We start from the raw sequence: 19,393 nt of genomic DNA on the forward strand, positions 1-19,393 counted from the left end.
GAATGATGGGTAACCAATTGCCCTATTCACCATGACATGAAATCTGCGGTCCATGCACAGTAGTATTCAGTGAAGAATTAGCCTGATAACTTAAGGTCTGGACAAGTATGGCTTTCAAAAAGATCCCACATGAGTTCTCTAAGATGTGAATGTTAATCCATACTTGAGACCTATTAAACTAATTGAGCAATCGTTCCCGAATCATGTAAATTACGGAACAATATAAGGTCATTTGTAGACGATATCTACGATGCGGAGACATCGGACACATTGCTCAAAGGAAGAACAGACTATGCGGACGTTTCATTGGATAAGTTTGGGAGTGGGTCTAGCGTTTATACCTTGGCATCCCACCCTAGCCCAGTCTTCTGCTCCGACAACACCCACTGCTGAATCAGCCCTCACCTCTACCGTTAAAGGCAACTGCGGCACTGAGCAAACCTGCGAGCAGCTTTTACAGACCCTCCGTACTCAATGGCCGACTGCCAAGCTGAATTGCACTCGAGATCGCATTCTGTCTCTCCGGGTCTTTCAGAACGACCGAGGGGGGCGACAGGTGCATGTGACGTGTTGGGACACTGAAGTCAAAAAAGGCGACCGCTATGGCTTATCTCGCGATTCTCTCCCCTATCCAGGCGATGAAGCTCAGTTCCTGCCGCCCCTGCCTCGCCGATCTCGCTATACCGAGCCCTTACAAACCCGTTTCCCAGGGCCCGTTCGCACCAGTCAAAATGAGTGCGGTTCTCTAGGGGGAGACATTCAATACCGGGCTCGCAAAGATATCGACCGACTGGAGCTGCAATGTGTATTTACCGTTGGCGCAGTGTTGATTGACACTGATGGAGACTTTATTTCCGATGGCGAAGCGTCCAGAGGCTCACTCATCGATAAAATTGTTGGCAAATTCGCCATTTCTGAGCTGGAAAAGCCCCTAGTCGCGCCACCTCCCACCGCCAGCACCCCAACCGAACCCCCTGTTGATAACACTGCACTCCCTCCCTTACAGGGAGAAGACAGTGTTTCTGATGTCTTTCCCAATGCCTCTCCAACCCCCACGACGAATGGAGCAGTGCCTGCACAGACTACAGCCCCCACGGCAGCTGCAAGGCCGACAAATTCCACTCCCTCAGCTCCCACCGCCAGACATGCTGCCCTTCAAGCTATCGATGTGCAAATTTTCAACCGGGTGAATAATCAGCTGGTTCCCCTCAACCAACGCTGGAATCCCTATGGTCTAGGGATGGACTTACTGATTGCCGTCAAAGTGAAACCGGGTCAACAAGAGACTCAACCCGGCACCAATTTAGTGCTGGCGATCAACGCCAAAGGCTACGACTCACCAGCCACAGGACCTGTTCCAGCCTGGAATTCAGTGCAAACGCGATCCATTGCTGTGAGCGCCAATGATCAACTAAGTTACTCGTTTCCCTTTCTAGCAGAGTATCAGTGCTATTCCGAAGTGCAGTTAACCGCAACCCTGATTCAGCCTGGTCTAATTACAGGACCTAGCCTGACGAAAACCATTAACCTGGGTTGTGCGGAATAGATTGTGGTCTTTTAAGGACTTATCGTTGCTAGTGCCTCCCTGTTATACGAAAATCCCTCCGTACTGGGCTATTTCACCGCCAGAGATAAATCCACTGCACATACTTGAAGGATTCAATTCATTCACAACCCCACAATCGTTTAGCTTGAAGAAATAAGTACTTTAGGCTGGCTAAAGATATAGCAGTCGCCATATTGAGAAGGACTTAAACTAGAGAAGTATTTTATTCCTTCTCCTATGTGATGCCCAAAATTTATAGTTTCGACCTACGTTGCAAAGTGATAGATGCGATTGAGCTAGATGGGATGCGCCCTTCTGAGGCTAGTGAGCTGTTCGATATCAGTCGTAACACCATTAACCAATGGCAACACCTCAAGGCGGAAACGGGTGATTTGCATCCCAAGCCAGTCCATCATCCTGGCCATAGCCATAAAATCACTGACTGGGACAAGTTTCGAGCGTTTGCCCACAAGCATCGTCATAAAACCCAAGCTCAGATGGCTCAACTATGGGATGGAGAGATTAGTGATCGAACCATCTCAAGAGCCCTCCAGAAAATCGGATTTACTCGAAAAAAAAACATATGGGTACCGAGAACGAGATAAGCACAAACGGGCAGCGTTCATCAAACGTCTGAGTACCGTGGACCCAGACGATATCGTCTATGCGGATGAGTCGGGCATGGATCATCGAGACGAGTATGACTATGCTTATGGCCCCAAAGGTGAGCGGGTTTATGCTTTGAAGACTGGGCGTAGAAGCGGCCGAGTCAATATGATTGCGGCGTTGAGAGCAAAGCAGTTGATGGCACCGTTCACGATCGAAGGAGCTTGCAATCGGACTGTGTTTGAACTTTGGCTAGAGCGTTGCTTGATACCCGTGCTCAAGCCTGGGCAGAAGCTGGTGATAGATAATGCCACTTTTCACAAGGGAGGACAAATACAGGAATTAGTGGAAAAAGCAGGATGTGAGGTTTGGTATTTACCGCCTTATTCCCCTGACTTGAACAAGATTGAGCGGTCTTGGTCTTGGATTAAAAGTCGCATCCGTCACCAATTAGAACATTTTGGATCTCTCAGAGAAGCAATGGAACATGTTCTACATCTAGTGTCCTGAATAGAATGGCGACTGCTATAACAAGTGAGGAAGATCGCTCAGACTAAATTGACCCCAAGCATGGCTACATTCTCAGTAGAAATGCAATTGATTTCTTGAGTAAAACCTATTTGAATAAAGTGAAGATCAGAGATTGTACTGAGTTAATGATTTTAATTATTCATTAAACTATACCTATAAAGGAAAAGCTTTCACAGCTTGCTTTTCTCTTATAACGTGTGCTTTCTGACTCATTACAATCTCCATGTTGACGGTTGAAGATATTACTGGTTTCTTCCTTGAGAATGCCTCCAAGTCTAGCCAAAGTCCAATAGAAAACTCTCAAAATATCCCTATTATTGAGTCTTGGGTTGGCGTTGAAAAAGATGGCAGGGCGGTTATTCAAGGGAAACTGTTTGGCCATCCCCAACATCCCTTGGGTGTCAAGATGATGACCTCCACAATTCAGCGGTACTTTGGAGGTGCAGGCCACGTTTACGTTAAAACTAGAAACTCACTCTATGAGCTGGGTCAACCTCTCCATGAGCTAGCACTCCCAGTGGAAATGCCAGATTTTCAATCAATGGCAAAAATGACGATATGGCACTGATAGTGCCGAGATTTAAGTCATCCGGGTTCAGGTTAATTGAATGGTGACTGCTGTAAATGTCTCTTTAGCTCGGCAGCCCAGTCACCAATATCGTCATTCTCAAATCTGTCTAGCCCTTATGGTTTATAATTCATGTCTTAGTTTGACATGAGCCTATCTTGCCTAGAATTTACAGGAAGTATACTCTAGACGGTTAAGAGATTAACTTTCTGGAAAGACTGAAACTTGAGTGAGAGCAGGCTGGTTAGTTTCGCCTTATGCTCTGTATTGCATTGGTCAATGCACTGTTGAATGGCCCCTTTGAAAGAGTGAAAATCCGAATAATACTTCGAGTAGAGACATTCCTTGCGCACAAAGCGCCAAAGCCGCTCAATCAAATTCAAATGGGGTGAATAGGAGGGCAAATAGACTAACTCAATATCGACGATCTCAGCAAAGTCAGTCACCAGCTGGCATTTTTGATATCGGGCATTGTCTAAAATGACGCTGATGGGTATGACTGGGTCGAGTAGTGCCAGCTTGGCTAGCAACAGACACATGCTATGAGAGTTGATGTAGGTGTGGTTGGTGATACTGGTGACTTCTTTGGTGACAGCGTTGAGTGCACCCAGAACATTGAATCGTTGACGGCCAGAAGGAGAAGGGATGAAGATCCGACGAAGGCACCAGAGAAACCCCAGATAAGCCCGGTGAACAAAATGAGCAGCATCCACAAAAAAGACAAGACGCTCTTGGCGTTGAGCTTCCTCTAATAAGCACCTAGCTAAAATTAATTACATAATCATCGCCGTAGGCTTTCAAAACTCTTTCCACATATTCGACCAAAGATGACCACCCCCAGTAGGCACTCATTTCAATCCACTGATATTTCATGAATTGCCACAGACGCTCAATCAAATTTAGATGGGGAGAATAGCTTGGCAACTCAAACAAGGTAATTCCCCGTTCGGCCCACTCTGCTTTCATCTCATAGATTGATTGGCTCGTATGGATAGGGGCTTGATCCACCACAATGACGGTGGGCAACTCCACGTCAGCAAAAAAGGTATCAATGCAATGACTGACAACCTCACTGGTGATGGTCTGTTCTGATGTATAAGCATGTAGCCCTTGTCGTCGACTCAAAAACCCCAGAACATTCAAGCGTTTACTTGAACGAGTCGGTATTTCCAGATACGTCCCTATGGGTCAATGGCACTGACTTAAGCTCAATCAAACAGCTAGCTTAGCTTTGAGAGCAGAGCGAGGTTGTCGCATTCGCGGGAAAGATTTGGGTCTGCGTTTGACGACTCTCGGTTCGTGCCGATTCGGTCGAGAGGGTAATAGATCGGCTGCCATGGTCTCAAGTAGATGAGTAAACAACCGCTTTCTGGTCGCACGGTTGGCTGTCGCCAACAAAGCAAGCATCTGATTGAAGTGTTGTCGTGCTCCTTGCACAGACAGTTGAGTTCTAGCATTATCTGCTAGCGGTGCCGCAAGTTCCATGAGACTTCTGAGTAGGTTATAGCCCAACAAATGTACCCAAATGTCCTTGCGCACCATATCCGGAGTTTTGGCACTGAGCATCTCCATTTTTAAGGTGGTTTTGAGATGGCGCAGATTGACTTCCGCCACTGGCCAACGCCAGCCATACAAGCGAGTCAGTTGCCCAGCGCTGTAGCGTTGAGCATCCAGCAGCGTCGTCACCACAATAATGTGCTGGTCGCGAAAGCCCTTAAGGGATAAGCGCAAACACACCTCTCTAACGACCAATGTTTGAGGAATCAGGGCAAAATCTTGCTCACTCATGTGCTCAGGCCGTTGGGCTGGCTTATGCCATGTCACCTGATGATCACCAATGCCATGCTTGTTGCCTTTGCGGAAATCAGTCTTGCGAGCATGATGTTTACGCAACACTCCATCAGCCCTGTGTTGTTGAATGATGGCTAGATCAACATAGCTGCCATAAGCTTGGTCCGCCATGACCACATCACCGACCTCAAGGTCTTGATAGAGCAAACGACTCATGACAATTTCACTGGTGTCCCAGGAGGCAATACAAGCTGACGCCACTGCACCGGTAACCAAACAGAAGAACACTACCAAGCGAGCGATGGGAAAACCACAGCCTGCTGTTTGATTGCCATGTTGTGGATATGATGCTTGGTTGGCCGCACTATCAGCCATCAACACGGTGGTTCCGTCGTAGACCTTGACGGGCCGACCACACCAGAGGTGCTCTGGGGAGAGGGGTTGCGCTAAGCACTCAGCGCTTTCGGGAATTAAACGTTGCAACAGTGACTCTGGAAAGCGACTTCTGGCTTTGCTGTAGGCTCCGGTATCAGATGAGGGCGGTTGGATGCCAGCCGCTGTGAGCCAAGTCGTGATGCATTTGACTGTGTTACGAAGGCTTTTATCGGCTGATAGCACTTGGTAAAGCATGGCCCACAGCGTAACGATGGGGCTATATATCCGGTTGCGATAGGAGAATGCTTCTTCTTTCAGGAGTTCCTCTAACCTTGAGGCTGGAAGGATATCTGTCCACGGTAAACCCAGGCTTTGGGAAAATTGCTGCTTGAGAATTTCGGCTGACTCAGACATAGTGAAAGGCAGAAGTTTATGGCGTGCAAGTCTTGATCCTATATCTATCAAGACTTGTAGCCTTTTCCTGACTTCTTAAGTCAGTGCCATTGTCCCTATGGGTTGCCATCCATAGGGAATACAGGGGACTAACGAAAAACCACTCTCATCCATAAAGAATAGATGGATGTCTCCCTTCTCTTCCTGTTCCTTGAGATGTTCTAACTGCTGTTTTTTTCGAGGTAGTGGGCATATAAAGGCTGGCCTGATGTCCCTTGGCGAAAGCGATGCCAGCTCATGTCCATCTGCTTCAAGACGCGTTTAACTGTGGCCTTTGACACGCGTACTGACCACTGTTGTTCAATCTGAGCTAACACCTGATTGAGTTGGATGGGAGATGCCTGAGTCCACTCATAAATCTGCTGTTGTTGGTCGGGATTAAACATCGGTTTTCGACCTCGACCTGGGTGATTATAGAGTCCTGCAAATCCTCGGTTGTTCCAAGCCTTAAGCCAGTTGTAAACCGTTTTAGGACTCACACTAAAAAGGGAGGCTAAGGTGTAGGGGGGCCAACCCTGGGCGAACAAAATGAGGCAATGGGCGCGTTGTCTGACCTGATGATGGCGACTACTGTGATAAATCCGATGCAATAAGCGTAAGCTTTCGGTGGAGATAGGACGGACTAATAACATCAAATCAATGGATGTAAACAGAGGACTCAGGTAGTTTACAACCAGGAAATTCTATGTAATTAATTTTGTTCATCTGCTTAAGGGTTCAAGGCGAGTTTGTCGAAACTGCTCTTGCTCCTCAATTTTCTCGGGCAGACTCGACTTTCCCGGCACATACCCCACTTTTCGAGAGCGACAACCAATGCGTTTGAGGAAGGCTTTGATCTGGGTTGGAGAACGCTTAATACCTGTCAATTGTTCAATGACTGCTTGGGCTTCTGCACTGGTGCGGGGCGGGTGTTGCTCAAAATAGGCTCTCACACTATCGCTATGAGCGTTGAGTGAACTGGATTGACCTTTGTATTCCAGGGTTTTCAACCCTTCAATTCCGCCTTGTTGATACAGACGAAGGGTTTTAGCTAAGGTCGGACGACTAATCTGACAAAGCTGACAAATCTGGGCATGGGGAAGACCCTGACTTTTCAAGTAGAGCACTTCCATCCGTCGCTGCACCCGTGGGTGAGGGTGATGATAGCGTTCGTAATTGAGGTGTTGGATTTCCTCTGCGGTGAAATCAATTTTAATCATGCAAGTAGGGGAGTCGGTTGAGGGATACTCCCAGTCTGCCAAATCTCTCCACTACAATGTTAAGCCGCAAGTCGTACGCAGTATATATTAATTTCAATCTTCCCAATAAGTGAGTTTTTCCCATTGCTGAGTGTCCAGGTTACCGACCAACAGTTCTACATCCCCAGTGAAATCTGGATGGGGCATACCTAGCTCATACATAGAGTTTTTGGTCGTCACATATACCCGACCATCTTTAGCAAGGTAGTGTTTGATAGGCGAAGTCTTTAACTTCTTTCCTTCCGCATGTTTGGGATGATTGTGAATTTCCCCATGGATGACAATTTTTCTCCCCACCTCAACACAAATCCAAGACTCAATAGTCCCTGTGCAAATAGAGGGTGACTGAGGTGTCGCTAAGGTCGACTGAGCATTTTGCAAATAGTAGTTGACTATGTCATCAGCTGTCATGACCAGGTCTCCCCTGTATGTTCCTAAATGAGAATAATCGCAATAAAATTAGAATTATTATTTTCGCAAGGGCCACACAATTGTATCTAGCCTAATCAATATCTTCGAGAGGAAAATCAGTATAAATACTGAAAGCCTTTCTAGAATTAGATTTGCTATTAACCCAAGTCTAGGTTTGGATATTGGTTTCTTGCTATGTAGGAAATCTTAATTAAGAATTACTCTTTATAAGATGTTTTGTTGTGGCTCTCGTCAAGCGTAGGTATTGATGAGAAGTTTAAGCGTCCATTTTTTCTTAAAAACTGACTTGTGTATAGGTACTGTCGGATAGACCTATTGGTGCACTCCAAATTGAGTGAAACCGCTTTAATCCTTTAGGTGTGATCTCAATGTCTTCATCACTTAATATCAGTTCGCCGTTGATAAAAGTACAGCCCGCAGCCCAGAGAATCCCAAGGAATTCATCCCGATCTGAAATAACGGGAATTGATTCGCTTAATTCATGGTTTGCATAAATCTGGGCAACTTGTTTCAAAAGCTCAGGATAGTGATTATCCAACGCCTGAATGTAGAAATAGAGTAAAGGGAATGGATCCTCTTTCCCAAAAATGGCGTTACATATGCAAGTGGAGGTCGTCAGCATCCAAGCAGCAATCTTTTTGGGATCTGTAGCTGGATTTCGTGCCATATCCAAGAGAAGATCCGTCATATTATGCCTAAAACGAACATTGAGGATAGTCTCAACGTTTTTCCAGACCGCTAGGGTATTGGGGTTCATTATGTGTTGGGAAATCTGTGCGTTCTCTATTTGGATACCCAGCTTCACCCTAGGATGATCAACGAACTCCCTTTTGTTAGGTTTTTTTAAGTAAGTTTTTGAACCCTTATATATTAAGGCTGAAATTCATCATGTTTTAGACGTGATTAGCTGGCAGAAATACTATTTTTCTGCATAAATTCTCGACAATCTCCATAAATGTCAAAAATACGGTCCATTTTAGTTAATTCAAAGATGAGACGTACCTGATCGCTCAGTGAACACAATGACAAGGTGCCACCTTCTCCTCGCACTGATTTAAGCGTAGCAACCAAAGCACCAATGGCAGAACTATTCATAAAAGTGACATCTTTAAGATCTATCAGAATTGTTTTCACGCCATCAGCTAAGGCATCGTTAACTTCAGTACGTAATTCGCTGGTACTGATACCGTCTATCAAGTCAGCAGGCTGAAAAACTACATAGCTCATCTTAATTGAACTCCTAAGTCGGTTCCGGTTGGGTAGGTTAGATAAAGGCGATAACACTCTATAAATTCTGGTTCACAGATCAGAACGCCATTGTCGTTTTTACAGAATTCCCAGTTCGGGAAGTGAGAAAGCAATCGCAGATAAATATTCAATTTTTGTGTAATTTTTTAGCTTAGTATTGCACTTAAATTGTGCGAGTATAATACTCATGCGCTGGTTTAAGCAAAGACAAAAAATCCGGTCAGATTTTAATAGATACTGAGCGATATTCTTCATAAAATTGAGGAAGATGATGGGAGCAGCCGAGTGCTATCGAGAAGAGGCTTAATTAAGTCGAGCCTTTTGGCTAGTTTAGGTACGCTTATATCCGTCTGTAGTGCGGAATTGACTACAGGAGTCAACAGTAAGAAGTTGTATATGCCCGATGAAGGAGAGCCTCACAAGCAAACTTGGATGGCTTTTATCGCCAGCGACGAAGTTTGGGAGCAACGGCAGATTCTGGAAGTTCAACGTAATTTGGCTGAAATTGCCAAAACGATTGCCAACTATGAAGCTATCTCTATGCTGGTCCGACAACAGGATCACGAACTAGCTGTAGAACTATTAGGTGGGTTAGAGTCTCATCCTTTCCCTATTCAATTGATTGAATTCACGATCAACGATTTGTGGATAAGGGATACAGGTCCTTCATTTATCGTTGATGAAAATGGGAACAAAGCAGCCATTAATTTCAATTTCAACGGTTGGGGAGAAGATCAGGCCTACCAATATGATGCTAAAGTCGCTGATTTTGTGGCGCAGCAAGCAGGAGTAACGACTATACAATCTAGCCTCGTTCTAGAAGGTGGTTGTTTTGAACTGGACGGACAAGGCACTGCCATTATGACGGAAAGCTGCATCCTTAATGACAATCGAAATCCAGGTCGAAATAAAAATGAGGTTGAAGTTGAACTCAAACAACTGTTGGGTCTTAAAAAGATTATCTGGCTAGAGGGCATCAAGGGGAAAGATATTACAGATGGCCATACCGACTTTTATGCTCGATTTGCGAAACCAGGAGTTGTGATGGTCAGTCGAGAGGCTGATCAATCTTCTGATGATTATCCAGTGACGCAGAAGAACATAGAGGTCTTACAAAGAGCTACAGATGCTATGGGGAGACCTTTAGAGCTGATTATTCTAGATACACCCTTGAAAATCAATACGAAATTTGGGACGAAGGATTTCGCCGCTGGTTATGTGGGCTATTACTTATGTAATAGTGCTGTCATTATGCAGAAATTTGGCGATTCTAAAGCTGATAATGCTGCAAGGAAAAAGTTGGCGACCGTGTTTCCCAATCGGCACATCGTGCAGCTGTCCATTGATGGTATTGCAAGCGGTGGAGGTAGTATTCACTGTGCCACCCAACAAGAACCTTTGGTTTAATATCTTTCGTCAATGACTTTTGTGGCAATTGCTTTATGTCGCGGCGGGTCTTCAGAAAGGACTTAGTTTCGAATACTGTCATTTAACAAGATAAATACTCGCACGGTTCAATAGTGTGATTTTTTGGAGGCAAGATAGCTATTGAACACGTAAATAGTCCTTATTCTGAATTATATAGTTCACGGAGAACGAGGTGCCCATTATTCAATCGGTTGATTTAGAAAAGAGAGGTTTGCTACACGATCAATCTTCGTCACTAGAAATCAAAGGTAAGTGGCTCAAACCTGGCCCATCGTTTAGAAAATCGCTATGTCAAACGGCCATAGAGTTCTGTGAGTAGGCCATTGAAAAGAGACGACAATATATCCTGATTGAATTTCCCACTTATTTCATGGCTTGGCAACACTTCATTCCCAAGAATGCTAAGCCCTCTCTTTCAGTTCAATCCCCTTCCACCCATTCATCTACTCAAGAAATTCACTCTGAGCCATTCATTCCTAGTGAAAGGGAAAAAGCTCATCAGCCATTTCCTACTCCCATTGATGATAAATTCATCGCTCAATGCAAAGTAGAATTGGCCTTTCATATCGGTCCAATGGTTGAGATTGTTGTATAGCAGTCGCCATATTAAGAAGGACTTAAACTAGAGAAGTATTTCATTCCTTCTGTTCTGTGATGCCCAAAATTTATAGTTACGACCTACGTTGCAAAGTGATAGATGCGATTGAGCTTGATGGAATGCGCCCTTCTGAAGCGAGTGAACTGTTCCATATCAGGCGTAACACGATTAACCAATGGCAACACCTCAAGGCGGAAACAGGTGATTTGCATCCCAAGCCAGTCCATTGTCCTGACCATAGCCATAAAATCAAAGACTGGGACAAGTTTCGAGCATTTGCTTACAAGCATCGGCATAAAACCCAAGCTCAGATGGCCCAACTATGGGATGGAGAGATTAGTGAGCGGACCATCTCAAGAGCCCTCCAGAACATCGGCTTTACTCGAAAAAAAACGTATGGGTACCGAGAACGAGATGAGCATAAACGGGCAGCGTTCATCAAACGTCTGAGTACCGTGGACCCAGACGATATCGTCTATGCAGATGAGTCGGGCATGGATCATCGAGACGAGTATGACTATGCTTATGGCCCCAAAGGTGAGCGGGTTTATGCCTTGAAATCTGGCACTAGAAAGGGTCGAGTCAATATGATTGCGGCGTTGAGGGCCAAGCAGTTGATGGCGCCGTTCACAATCGAAGGAGCTTGCAACCGGACGGTATTTGAAGTTTGGTTGGAGCGTTGCTTGATACCTATGCTTAAACCTGGGCAGAAGCTGGTGATTGATAATGCCACATTTCACAAGGCAGGACGAATACAGGAATTAGTGGAAAAAGCAGGATGTGAGGTTTGGTATTTACCGCCTTATTCCCCTGACTTGAACAAGATTGAGCGGTCTTGGTCTTGGATTAAAAGTCGCATCCGCCATCAATTAGACCATTTTGGGTCTCTCAGAGAAGCAATGGAACATGTCCTGCATCTGACGTCCTGAATAGAATGGCGACTGCTATAGAACAAACTTTGCAACAATCTAAAGAGGATAATCCTGAAAAACTGATTGAAGCCTTGGAAAATTATATTCAGGATTCTCAAGCTAGCCATTCGTTTGCCTTGAAACTAGCCGAAATAATTTTCTGACAATAAAACTAGTGCTCGACCACACTGAATTGGATAGGTAAGCTAGCAACAATCTAGCTGTTTTTAGCCAACTAATCATGCCTGACAAATATATTGTGACGCTAACGCCTGAAGAACGCAGTGAGCTGATACAACTCACCCGACGTAGAACCCTGTCAGCGCGAAAAATGAAACGAGCCCAGATTTTGATGTTGGCAGATGAGGGACACAAAGACGATACCATTACTCAAATGCTCAATGCAGGCATCTCTACCGTGCATCGTACTCGCCAGAAATTTGTTGAAGGTGGTGTGGAATTTGCCCTCAATGAGCGTCCCAGACCAGGAGGGCAAAAGAAGCTCGATAGCAAAGCAGAGGCCTTGCTAATTGCGACAGCTTGTAGCGACCCACCAACCGGTTGTTGCCGGTGGACCATGCAGCTATTGGCAGAACGGCTGGTTGAACTTAAAGTCGTCGAAAGCCTATCGGATGAAACTGTGCGACGTACGCTCGAAAAAAACAGCTTAAGCCTTGGCTAAAAGAGCAGTGGTGTTTTTCTACTGTAGGCGTAGACTTTGTTTGGCGGATGGAGAACGTTCTAGATTGGTATGCCCAACCCTACGATCCTGATGAGCCTGTTGTTTGTTTTGATGAACGGCCTTGCCAACTGATTGGCGAAACCCGGGTGCCCCGTCCATCGAAGCCCGGTCGTCCTCAACGCTACGACCATGAATACGAGCGGAAGGGCACTTGTAATATATTTGGCTTTTTTCAACCGCTCAAAAGTTGGCGACATTTGAAGGTGACTGAGCATCGAAAAAGTGAGGACTTTGGGGTGTGCATGCAGTATCTAGTGGATGGTCTGTTTCCTGATGCTCAACAAGTGCACGTTGTCTTAGACAATCTCAACACCCATACTCCCGCTGCACTCTACAAAACCTTCAAACCTGATGAAGCTTTGAGGATTCTCAGTCGCATTCAGTTTCACTACACTCCAAAACATGGTAGTTGGCTCAATATGGTTGAGTTTGAGTTTTCGGCTCTTTCTAGGCAGTGCTTAAATCGACGAATTCCTGATATTGAAAAACTCCGGCATGAGGTCACCGCATGGGAACAAAGGCGTAACTGGGATAAAGCGATGGTTAATTGGTTATTTACAGTGGATGATGCACGAACTAAACTCAGCCGACTCTATCCCCAAACTACCCTGTCATAATCACTGTGGCAAAGCACTAGCGGTATCATCCGCAATAAGACAGATAGACTGCGATACCAATACCTTGATGGCTTCTTAACCCAAATTGGGGTATCTAGTCGCAGAAGGTGTCAACAATCAAGCTTGACGCTCAATTTGCCATCAAGCTTGATTCCTTATCCAATAGCTTCAAATCATGAAGTGTAATTAAAGCCTGACCCGCTCAAATTCAGGTTACTTGATCCACTGACTACCGCAATAAGTTCATCAGTGCCAGGTGTTTTAAGGAAAATAGCCTGTCCAGAAGGAGTGCCGGTTGGTGATGAACCCAAACTATACTCACTGGCAGACCCATGCAAAAGGATGCGATCCCCTTCAGCAACCTTAAATCCCTCAATATGGGCGTAATCTCCCTTACCAAGGGTGTTATTTCTGCCGTCATCATAAAACGATTGAGATTGGTTGCCTAGAATATACAAATCGCCACCAGGGCCGCCCTTGAGTCTATCTATCTGAGATTTAGAAGTACTTGAAGTGGTTGCTATACCAGTCAAGACATCACGACCATTTCCTCCATAAAGGGAGTCATTGCCCAGGCCGCCAAACATTGTGTCATTCCCTTTATGACCGACCAATTTATCGCGACCAGAGCCTCCATATAGCCGATCATTACCATCTCTACCGAGCAGCCGATCATTATCACCATCGCCATAAAGAGAGTCGTTACCTTGAGCGCCATCAAGCGTATCTCGGTTACTTCCCCCTCGAAGCCGATCCTTGCCAATCTCTCCAAACAGCCGATCCTTGCCTGCTCCTCCTTCTAAATAATCGTTTCCGCTTCCCCCTCTAATCAGATCGTTTCCTGATTCCCCTTTCAGCCGATCATTGCCCTCCCCGCCATTGAGGAGATCATTTCCGGCTTGGCCGTAGATAGAATCGGAACCGTTCCCTCCAGATAAAGTATCAGCCCCATTGGCCCCTTTGATGGTGTCATTTCCTGCCAAACCCGCTATCTTATCGGGTTTATTCGTCCCGTTGAGTAAATCATTGCCTGCGGTAGCAGTATTTGTAGAAGGTGGGCTGTTTGCCTGAGGATTGGTTTGACCATCTGTTTGCGCAACATAGTTGCCTGGATTAGCGCCCGCACCAAAGACTTGGGTCCAATAATGAGAATAATTTACGCTTCCCGTATCGTTATTCAAAGCGTGGTACCCCAGCCCCATATGGGTAAAGCTTGAGTTGAGGATATTCGCTCGATGTCCTGAACTGCGCATCCATCCTTGAAAGACAGCTTCAGGCGTAGTCTGCCCTGCAGCAATATTTTCACCCCATGTAGACCATCCTGTATATCCAGCAGCCTCAATCCGATCTCCTGCACTCGTTCCTGTTTGCGGATCGGTATGACTGAAGAAATCACCCGTCGCCATGCGGGTAGAGTGCCCATCCGCTGCTTGATCTAATTTCTGACTTAAAGATAAGGTATTCAACCCGGCTTTAGATCGTTCCTGATTAACCAGACTCAAAATCTTCTGGTCAAATTTGTCTCGATTTAAGATCGCCATGTTGTTCTGTTTAATTAGTCAATATTGACAAGCTATTACTACTATGTGAAGATGCGGTGAATCACGAGCTTAATTAACTTTTAAATACGCTATTTTCTGTATAAAATAAATAATTTATGTTGGTTTATTGTATTTTTTTGATTAAAAAATATTGCTGAGTCAATAGATGCAATCTTCTTTTGAATTCAGTATTTAAAGGATTTACAGGCTGAGTATAACATTAGAATTAGATGAAAATATGATATTTGAAGTGCTTCCCAGTATTAAGATTGTGTGCTTGCTGAAATCCAGGATAGATCTAATCAAAAGAATATTCTGTTTTTAATTGACTGAAGGTAAAGTGTCAATATTCGCTAGGCTGTTAAAATAGTATATCTCAATAAAAACTCAATCTTCTTGGATATCTGACACAACTTATAAATATCCTGATATCAATAGAGCAAAAATCAATAGGATTCAGATCTGAACTAATAGGACCCAACCAAGGTTGGAACTACGAACCTAACTCTATGTCTGAAGATTTGTAGTTTATGAAGGCTTCCAACGAATCCCATACTAGGTCTGGAGAGATATAGGGTGTTGAGATATCTTCAAAACTAAATTCGATGAATATTAGGCCAGCTGGCAGAATCCACTAAGGCCTTGACCAAACATCATGAAATAGCTCGTTCTGTTTCACTCTGGGATTGGTAGTTGTAGCATCCCAGACGAGGAGTCGCAGGTCTTTTGCACTTCAACGTTAGACAGTGGTATCCTCAGCCATTTCAATTTTGGAAACGAGATAGTTCATCCTAACTTCAGCGATTAGGATGAAGTCACTCCAGCCTTGTGCTGGAAACCCTTGGAATTGAGGAGAAGGATGCAATGAAGCAGTTTAATTGGCAGCGGTCTGGTGCACTATCCGCCGCCTTACTGATGACGATGAGTGCTTGCCAACCACTCAATATTGCCCAAGCGAAATCGCAACCCCAAACCAGAATCAAGGGTTGCAATTCTGAGTCGCTGCTGCTGCCCGCCCATAAAGATGTCGAGGTATTGCGCAATCTGTATGAACAGTATCTGGGGCGCACGCCGGTCGAAATTGAGTTAGGGCTATCCCGTGCTGAGTTTGCTCAAAGTTTGGCCCAGCTTACTCGTAGTTTAGAGCGTTTACAGGATAAATCTTTGAGTTCTGTAGATGCAGCTCTGCTCAAACGCCTACAGCAAGACTATGCAACAGAGCTGAGTCAGGTCCGTCAACGTCGTAAACCTAGCAATCGTCGATTTGGGATCTCACCTCGACGTCCACGACCAACCGGTCTGCCACCGGCCCTTACGAAAGCACAGCCTGCCCCGGCGGAAACCGCTGCTCAATCCCAATTCAGCCGTGACCAAAGTGGTCGGATGAAGTCGGTTGCGCCCCCCGCTGGCCTTGCGCCCCCTGCACCTGAACCTAGATTCCAGGACAAGGATCGCCTTCATCTACCTGGGACATTCAACACCGAAGACTACAAGCGCATCAATGAGAATCCGTTTTTCTTACCTCAGCGCACCCCCCTGTCCACCTTTTCCATTGATGTGGATACGGCCTCCTATAGCAATGTGCGACGCTTTATCCGCCAAGGTCAACTCCCACCCAAAGATGCCGTGCGTCTCGAAGAACTGATTAACTACTTCGACTACGGCTATGCCTCTCCCAAAGGCGATCAGCCTTTCTCCGTCAGTACTGAGGTGGCGACTGCCCCTTGGAATAACCAGCATAAGCTCGTACATATCGGCCTCAAAGGCAAGGAGCTAGAAAAAGAACAGCCCAGCAATTTGGTGTTTCTGATTGACGTGTCGGGGTCCATGAAACGCCCCAACAAGCTGGCCCTGGTCAAGAAGTCCCTTTGCTTACTGGTTCATCAGCTGAAGCCTGAAGATCGGGTCAGCTTAGTGGTGTATGCCGGGCGGGCTGGCATTGTTTTACCGTCGACACCAGGCACCCAAAAAGCCACGATTATGAACGCCATCGATCGGCTAGAGGCCGGTGGATCCACTGCAGGGGCAGCTGGCATTAAGATGGCCTATGATATGGCCGAACGCCACTTTCTCAAGAATGGCAATAATCGAGTGATCTTAGCGACGGATGGCGACTTTAATGTCGGCCAATCCAGCGATGCTGAATTAGAGCGTCTGATCGAGCAAAAGCGAGATCGAGGAGTATTTCTCACGGTCTTAGGCTATGGCACGGGCAATTATAAAGACAACAAAATGGAGCTGTTAGCGAACAAAGGCAATGGGAACTATGCCTATATCGATACCCTCCTAGAAGCTCAGAAAGTGCTCGTCAATGACTTGCGAGGAACCCTATTCACCATTGCCAAAGACGTCAAAATTCAGGTGGAATTTAACCCGGGAAAAGTCCAGGCCTATCGCCTGATTGGCTATGAAAATCGCTTGCTGCGCGATCAGGATTTCAATGATGATCGGAAGGATGCGGGTGAAATAGGCTCTGGACATACCATTACGGCTCTCTACGAGGTGATACCCACTGGCGTGAAAAGTGATGTCGAGCTTCCTGATATTGATCCGCTGAAGTTCCAAAAGCCGACTGCCAGCAGCAATAGTTCAGATCTGATGAACCTGAAGTTACGGTACAAGCAGCCCACGGGCAGTAAGAGCCAGCTGATCAGTACTGCGATCGCAGATAAAAACCGCTCGATTCAATCTGCGACTGACAACCTCAAATTCTCCGCCGCCGTTGCCATGTACGGAATGGTTTTAAGAGATTCAGACTACAAAGGTAAAGCTACCTTTAACCAAGTTCTGGACCTCGCAGACCAGGCCAAAGGGAAAGATCCTCAAGGTTATCGCATGGCCTTTATGCAGCTGGTAGAACGCAGTCAAACCTTGCAGCAAGCCAAAGCCCGAACTGAAAAGCCAAAAGCTCAATTATCTCCCTAACGTTCTTCCCGCAACCCGTTTGACTAGACTCCCAAGTTTTAGCGCGAACGGGTTGTGCGTATGGACTCGACAAGAAACATGTGTTGCGAGTACCTGCAGAAGGCGTATCCCTCAATAGAAATGCTGATTATTGAAGATATCACTGAAGGTGAAGAGATTGTTTAGAGAGTGGGTAAATAGATTGAAGAGCAGTCAGTCACTGAAGTTGAAGCATATTGTGAGTTGACGTGACCATAGGTGACGCAGAATTGAGTCCCACGTTTGGATTAACGGATTGCAGGGAATGATCTATCTACGACGTAGTGGGAGACGCGTACATTCGAGGGGGCATAATTTCTGAGTTGCGGCGATATTCAGCCAAGTACTGCTCCAGGACGACGAACTGAGCCAAATTTAGACTGTAGTAAATCCAGCGCCCTTCATGGCGGGTATGGACCAATTCCGCGTCTTTGAGGACTTTTAAATGGAATGAGAGCTTGGACTGGTTGATATCTAAAGACTCGCATAACTCACCCACACAGAGTTCTCGGTGGCGTAAAAGCTCTAAAACGTGGGTACGGAGAGGGTCAGCGAGGGCATGGAAACCAGCGAAAACTAGTTCAGGAGAGGTAGAACAAACGTGTTGCATCAGAGGAGGTCAGAGGTTAGGTGAATCGTTTATATCCGAAAAATGGGAATCGATTCGTGAAGTAAGAAACAATACCTATTGTAAAAGACTCTTCGCCATGTTAGGGAAAATCACTCATTTGGTTAAGCAACTTATGAACCAAAGAAATATGTTCAGGAGAAGGGTTTTGGGCTAAAAAATCTTGTAAATCTTGTCGGGCTTCGGACCAACGGCCTACATGATAGTACAAGATACCCCGATCTCGCAGCTCACTATAACACTTCGGATCAACGAGCAGAATCTGCTCTGATGTGCTGAGGCATTTTTCCAGATGGTTTTCATTGAGATAGATTTGTTTCAGATTGTTCAGTAGCCGCACCAGAAACTGCTGGGGACTAACCACCTGAAAGAATTCAGGTCTCATCTCCATCGGATGCCCAAAAACTTGGGTGATGCGATCGCGGCAATCCTGCTCAAACAAAATCTCTCCCTGATAGAAAGGATCCACAAAAATATTCATGTCATCCCGAGTAGGGCGAACAAGAAAATGCCCTGGAAAGTTAATCCCTTCCATCGGGAAGTTGATCCGGCGGGCAATTTCAATATAAACCAACGATAGGGTAATAGGAATGCCTAACCGCCGATCCAAGACATCATTGAGGAAGCTATTGCGGGGATCGTAGTAATGTTGACTGTTGCCCGTAAAGCCAAGATCCTCGTATAGATAACGATTCAGGGTTTGCAGGACTTTTAAAGGGTATGGATCAGCAGGCAGTCGTTCTTCGACTTCTCCCGCCATCGTGTCCAGGGCATTGAGATATTCATCAACCGCTAAAGCGGGATACTCTTCCTGAGCAATATAAAGTGCAGCCGCAGCCAAATCTGGCTCAGACGATTGACGGAGCAAATGATAGAGCTGTTGACGAGGAGCCGAGAACTTCATCGTATTCACGATGTTACCTCGTAATTATTGCAAATAGGTCAATTTGCGAATTTCTACTGGAATTTCTGGCAGATATAAATCCCCAACACCGTCTTCAATCATCGATCTCGGTTCAGCTATTCGCCAGGGATGTTGAAGATCATGCCAAAATAAAATATATGGGATCATCATTCCAATAGCACCAATATAGGAATGAATACCCTCCACATAAACGCTCTGAGGAATGTGCCTTAACTGTTTAAGTCCATTTAGGTTCTGTTTTGATTCAGCTCTTGTTTGAAAGATTCAGAAAA

Annotated in this window: 16 protein-coding genes and 4 pseudogenes; 8 read left to right on the forward strand and 12 right to left on the reverse strand. The window is 45.6% G+C overall.

Translation table 11 applies throughout. The features are described 5' to 3' along the window. The first annotated feature begins 292 nt into the window (after positions 1-292). The 3 genes from AM1_RS18940 to AM1_RS18955 all read left to right on the forward strand — a co-directional run bounded on the left by AM1_RS18940 (position 293) and on the right by AM1_RS18955 (position 3,251). A complete protein-coding gene (locus tag AM1_RS18940) occupies positions 293-1,546 on the forward strand; it encodes a hypothetical protein (protein ID WP_012164509.1) in 1,254 nt (417 codons plus the stop codon). 242 nt (positions 1,547-1,788) lie between these two features. Then, positions 1,789-2,662 (forward strand): IS630-like element ISAcma25 family transposase gene (locus tag AM1_RS18950; RefSeq protein WP_148215670.1). Its coding sequence is split into 2 segments (ribosomal slippage): positions 1,789-2,118 and positions 2,120-2,662, totalling 873 coding nucleotides; the frame shifts between segments, so codons are not numbered across the junction. Between the two features lie 244 nt (positions 2,663-2,906). Then, complete coding sequence (locus AM1_RS18955) at positions 2,907-3,251, forward strand: hypothetical protein (protein WP_012164510.1); 345 nt, start codon at positions 2,907-2,909, stop codon at positions 3,249-3,251. Positions 3,252-3,436: 185 nt separating this feature from the next. On the opposite strand, the pseudogene AM1_RS18960 reads toward AM1_RS18955, so the two are convergent. From AM1_RS18960 to AM1_RS18995, 8 genes and pseudogenes are all read right to left on the reverse strand, one after another. Further along, positions 3,437-4,006: pseudogene (locus tag AM1_RS18960) on the reverse strand (IS630-like element ISAcma41 family transposase); the annotation flags it as partial. Positions 4,007-4,010: 4 nt separating this feature from the next. Further along, positions 4,011-4,439, reverse strand: a pseudogene (locus AM1_RS18965) (IS630-like element ISAcma34 family transposase); the annotation flags it as partial. 24 nt (positions 4,440-4,463) lie between these two features. Further along, positions 4,464-5,882, reverse strand: coding sequence for an IS4-like element ISAcma16 family transposase (locus AM1_RS18970; RefSeq protein ID WP_012162310.1), 1,419 nt, complete (start codon positions 5,880-5,882; stop codon positions 4,464-4,466). 39 nt (positions 5,883-5,921) lie between these two features. After that, positions 5,922-6,502, reverse strand: a pseudogene (locus AM1_RS18975) (IS630-like element ISAcma34 family transposase); the annotation flags it as partial. A 78-nt stretch (positions 6,503-6,580) separates the two neighbouring features. Beyond that, a pseudogene (locus AM1_RS18980) lies at positions 6,581-7,069 on the reverse strand (IS630-like element ISAcma41 family transposase); the annotation flags it as partial. Between the two features lie 93 nt (positions 7,070-7,162). Further along, positions 7,163-7,519, reverse strand: a complete 357-nt coding sequence (locus AM1_RS18985) for a hypothetical protein (protein WP_012164514.1) — start codon at positions 7,517-7,519, stop codon at positions 7,163-7,165. A 295-nt stretch (positions 7,520-7,814) separates the two neighbouring features. Then, entirely contained in the window at positions 7,815-8,297 is a 483-nt protein-coding gene (locus AM1_RS18990) for a hypothetical protein (protein WP_012164515.1), read from the reverse strand. Positions 8,298-8,443: 146 nt separating this feature from the next. Then, on the reverse strand, positions 8,444-8,767 hold the full coding sequence (locus AM1_RS18995; protein WP_012164516.1) for an STAS domain-containing protein: 324 nt from the start codon (positions 8,765-8,767) through the stop codon (positions 8,444-8,446). 417 nt (positions 8,768-9,184) lie between these two features. Between AM1_RS18995 and AM1_RS19000 the strand changes: the two genes are divergently transcribed. From AM1_RS19000 to AM1_RS39870, 4 genes are all read left to right on the forward strand, one after another. Then, complete coding sequence (locus tag AM1_RS19000) at positions 9,185-10,195, forward strand: agmatine deiminase family protein (protein WP_148215771.1); 1,011 nt, start codon at positions 9,185-9,187, stop codon at positions 10,193-10,195. 675 nt (positions 10,196-10,870) lie between these two features. Continuing rightward, positions 10,871-11,743, forward strand: a complete 873-nt coding sequence (locus AM1_RS19010; RefSeq protein ID WP_041660006.1) for an IS630 family transposase — start codon at positions 10,871-10,873, stop codon at positions 11,741-11,743. Positions 11,744-11,748: 5 nt separating this feature from the next. Then, positions 11,749-11,889, forward strand: a complete 141-nt coding sequence (locus AM1_RS42225) for a hypothetical protein (RefSeq protein ID WP_012164521.1) — start codon at positions 11,749-11,751, stop codon at positions 11,887-11,889. 77 nt (positions 11,890-11,966) lie between these two features. Next, positions 11,967-13,084 (forward strand): IS630-like element ISAcma35 family transposase gene (locus AM1_RS39870; protein WP_148215772.1). Its coding sequence is split into 2 segments (ribosomal slippage): positions 11,967-12,381 and positions 12,381-13,084, totalling 1,119 coding nucleotides; the frame shifts between segments, so codons are not numbered across the junction. 173 nt (positions 13,085-13,257) lie between these two features. Here the strand turns inward: AM1_RS39870 and AM1_RS19025 are convergent. After that, positions 13,258-14,625, reverse strand: coding sequence for a CAP domain-containing protein (locus AM1_RS19025; RefSeq protein WP_012164523.1), 1,368 nt, complete (start codon positions 14,623-14,625; stop codon positions 13,258-13,260). Between the two features lie 864 nt (positions 14,626-15,489). Here AM1_RS19025 and AM1_RS19030 point away from each other — a divergent pair. Next, a complete protein-coding gene (locus tag AM1_RS19030; RefSeq protein ID WP_012164525.1) occupies positions 15,490-17,550 on the forward strand; it encodes a vWA domain-containing protein in 2,061 nt (686 codons plus the stop codon). Positions 17,551-17,842: 292 nt separating this feature from the next. Here the strand turns inward: AM1_RS19030 and AM1_RS19035 are convergent, their stop codons facing one another. From AM1_RS19035 to AM1_RS19045, 3 genes are all read right to left on the reverse strand, one after another. Continuing rightward, positions 17,843-18,178, reverse strand: coding sequence for an ArsR/SmtB family transcription factor (locus AM1_RS19035; RefSeq protein ID WP_010480540.1), 336 nt, complete (start codon positions 18,176-18,178; stop codon positions 17,843-17,845). Between the two features lie 100 nt (positions 18,179-18,278). Continuing rightward, complete coding sequence (locus AM1_RS19040) at positions 18,279-19,100, reverse strand: SirB1 family protein (protein ID WP_012164526.1); 822 nt, start codon at positions 19,098-19,100, stop codon at positions 18,279-18,281. A gap of 24 nt (positions 19,101-19,124) precedes the next feature. After that, on the reverse strand, positions 19,125-19,271 hold the full coding sequence (locus AM1_RS19045) for a hypothetical protein (protein WP_012164527.1): 147 nt from the start codon (positions 19,269-19,271) through the stop codon (positions 19,125-19,127). Positions 19,272-19,393: the final 122 nt, after the last annotated feature.

The organism is Acaryochloris marina MBIC11017 (assembly GCF_000018105.1).
Classification (GTDB): domain Bacteria; phylum Cyanobacteriota; class Cyanobacteriia; order Thermosynechococcales; family Thermosynechococcaceae; genus Acaryochloris; species Acaryochloris marina.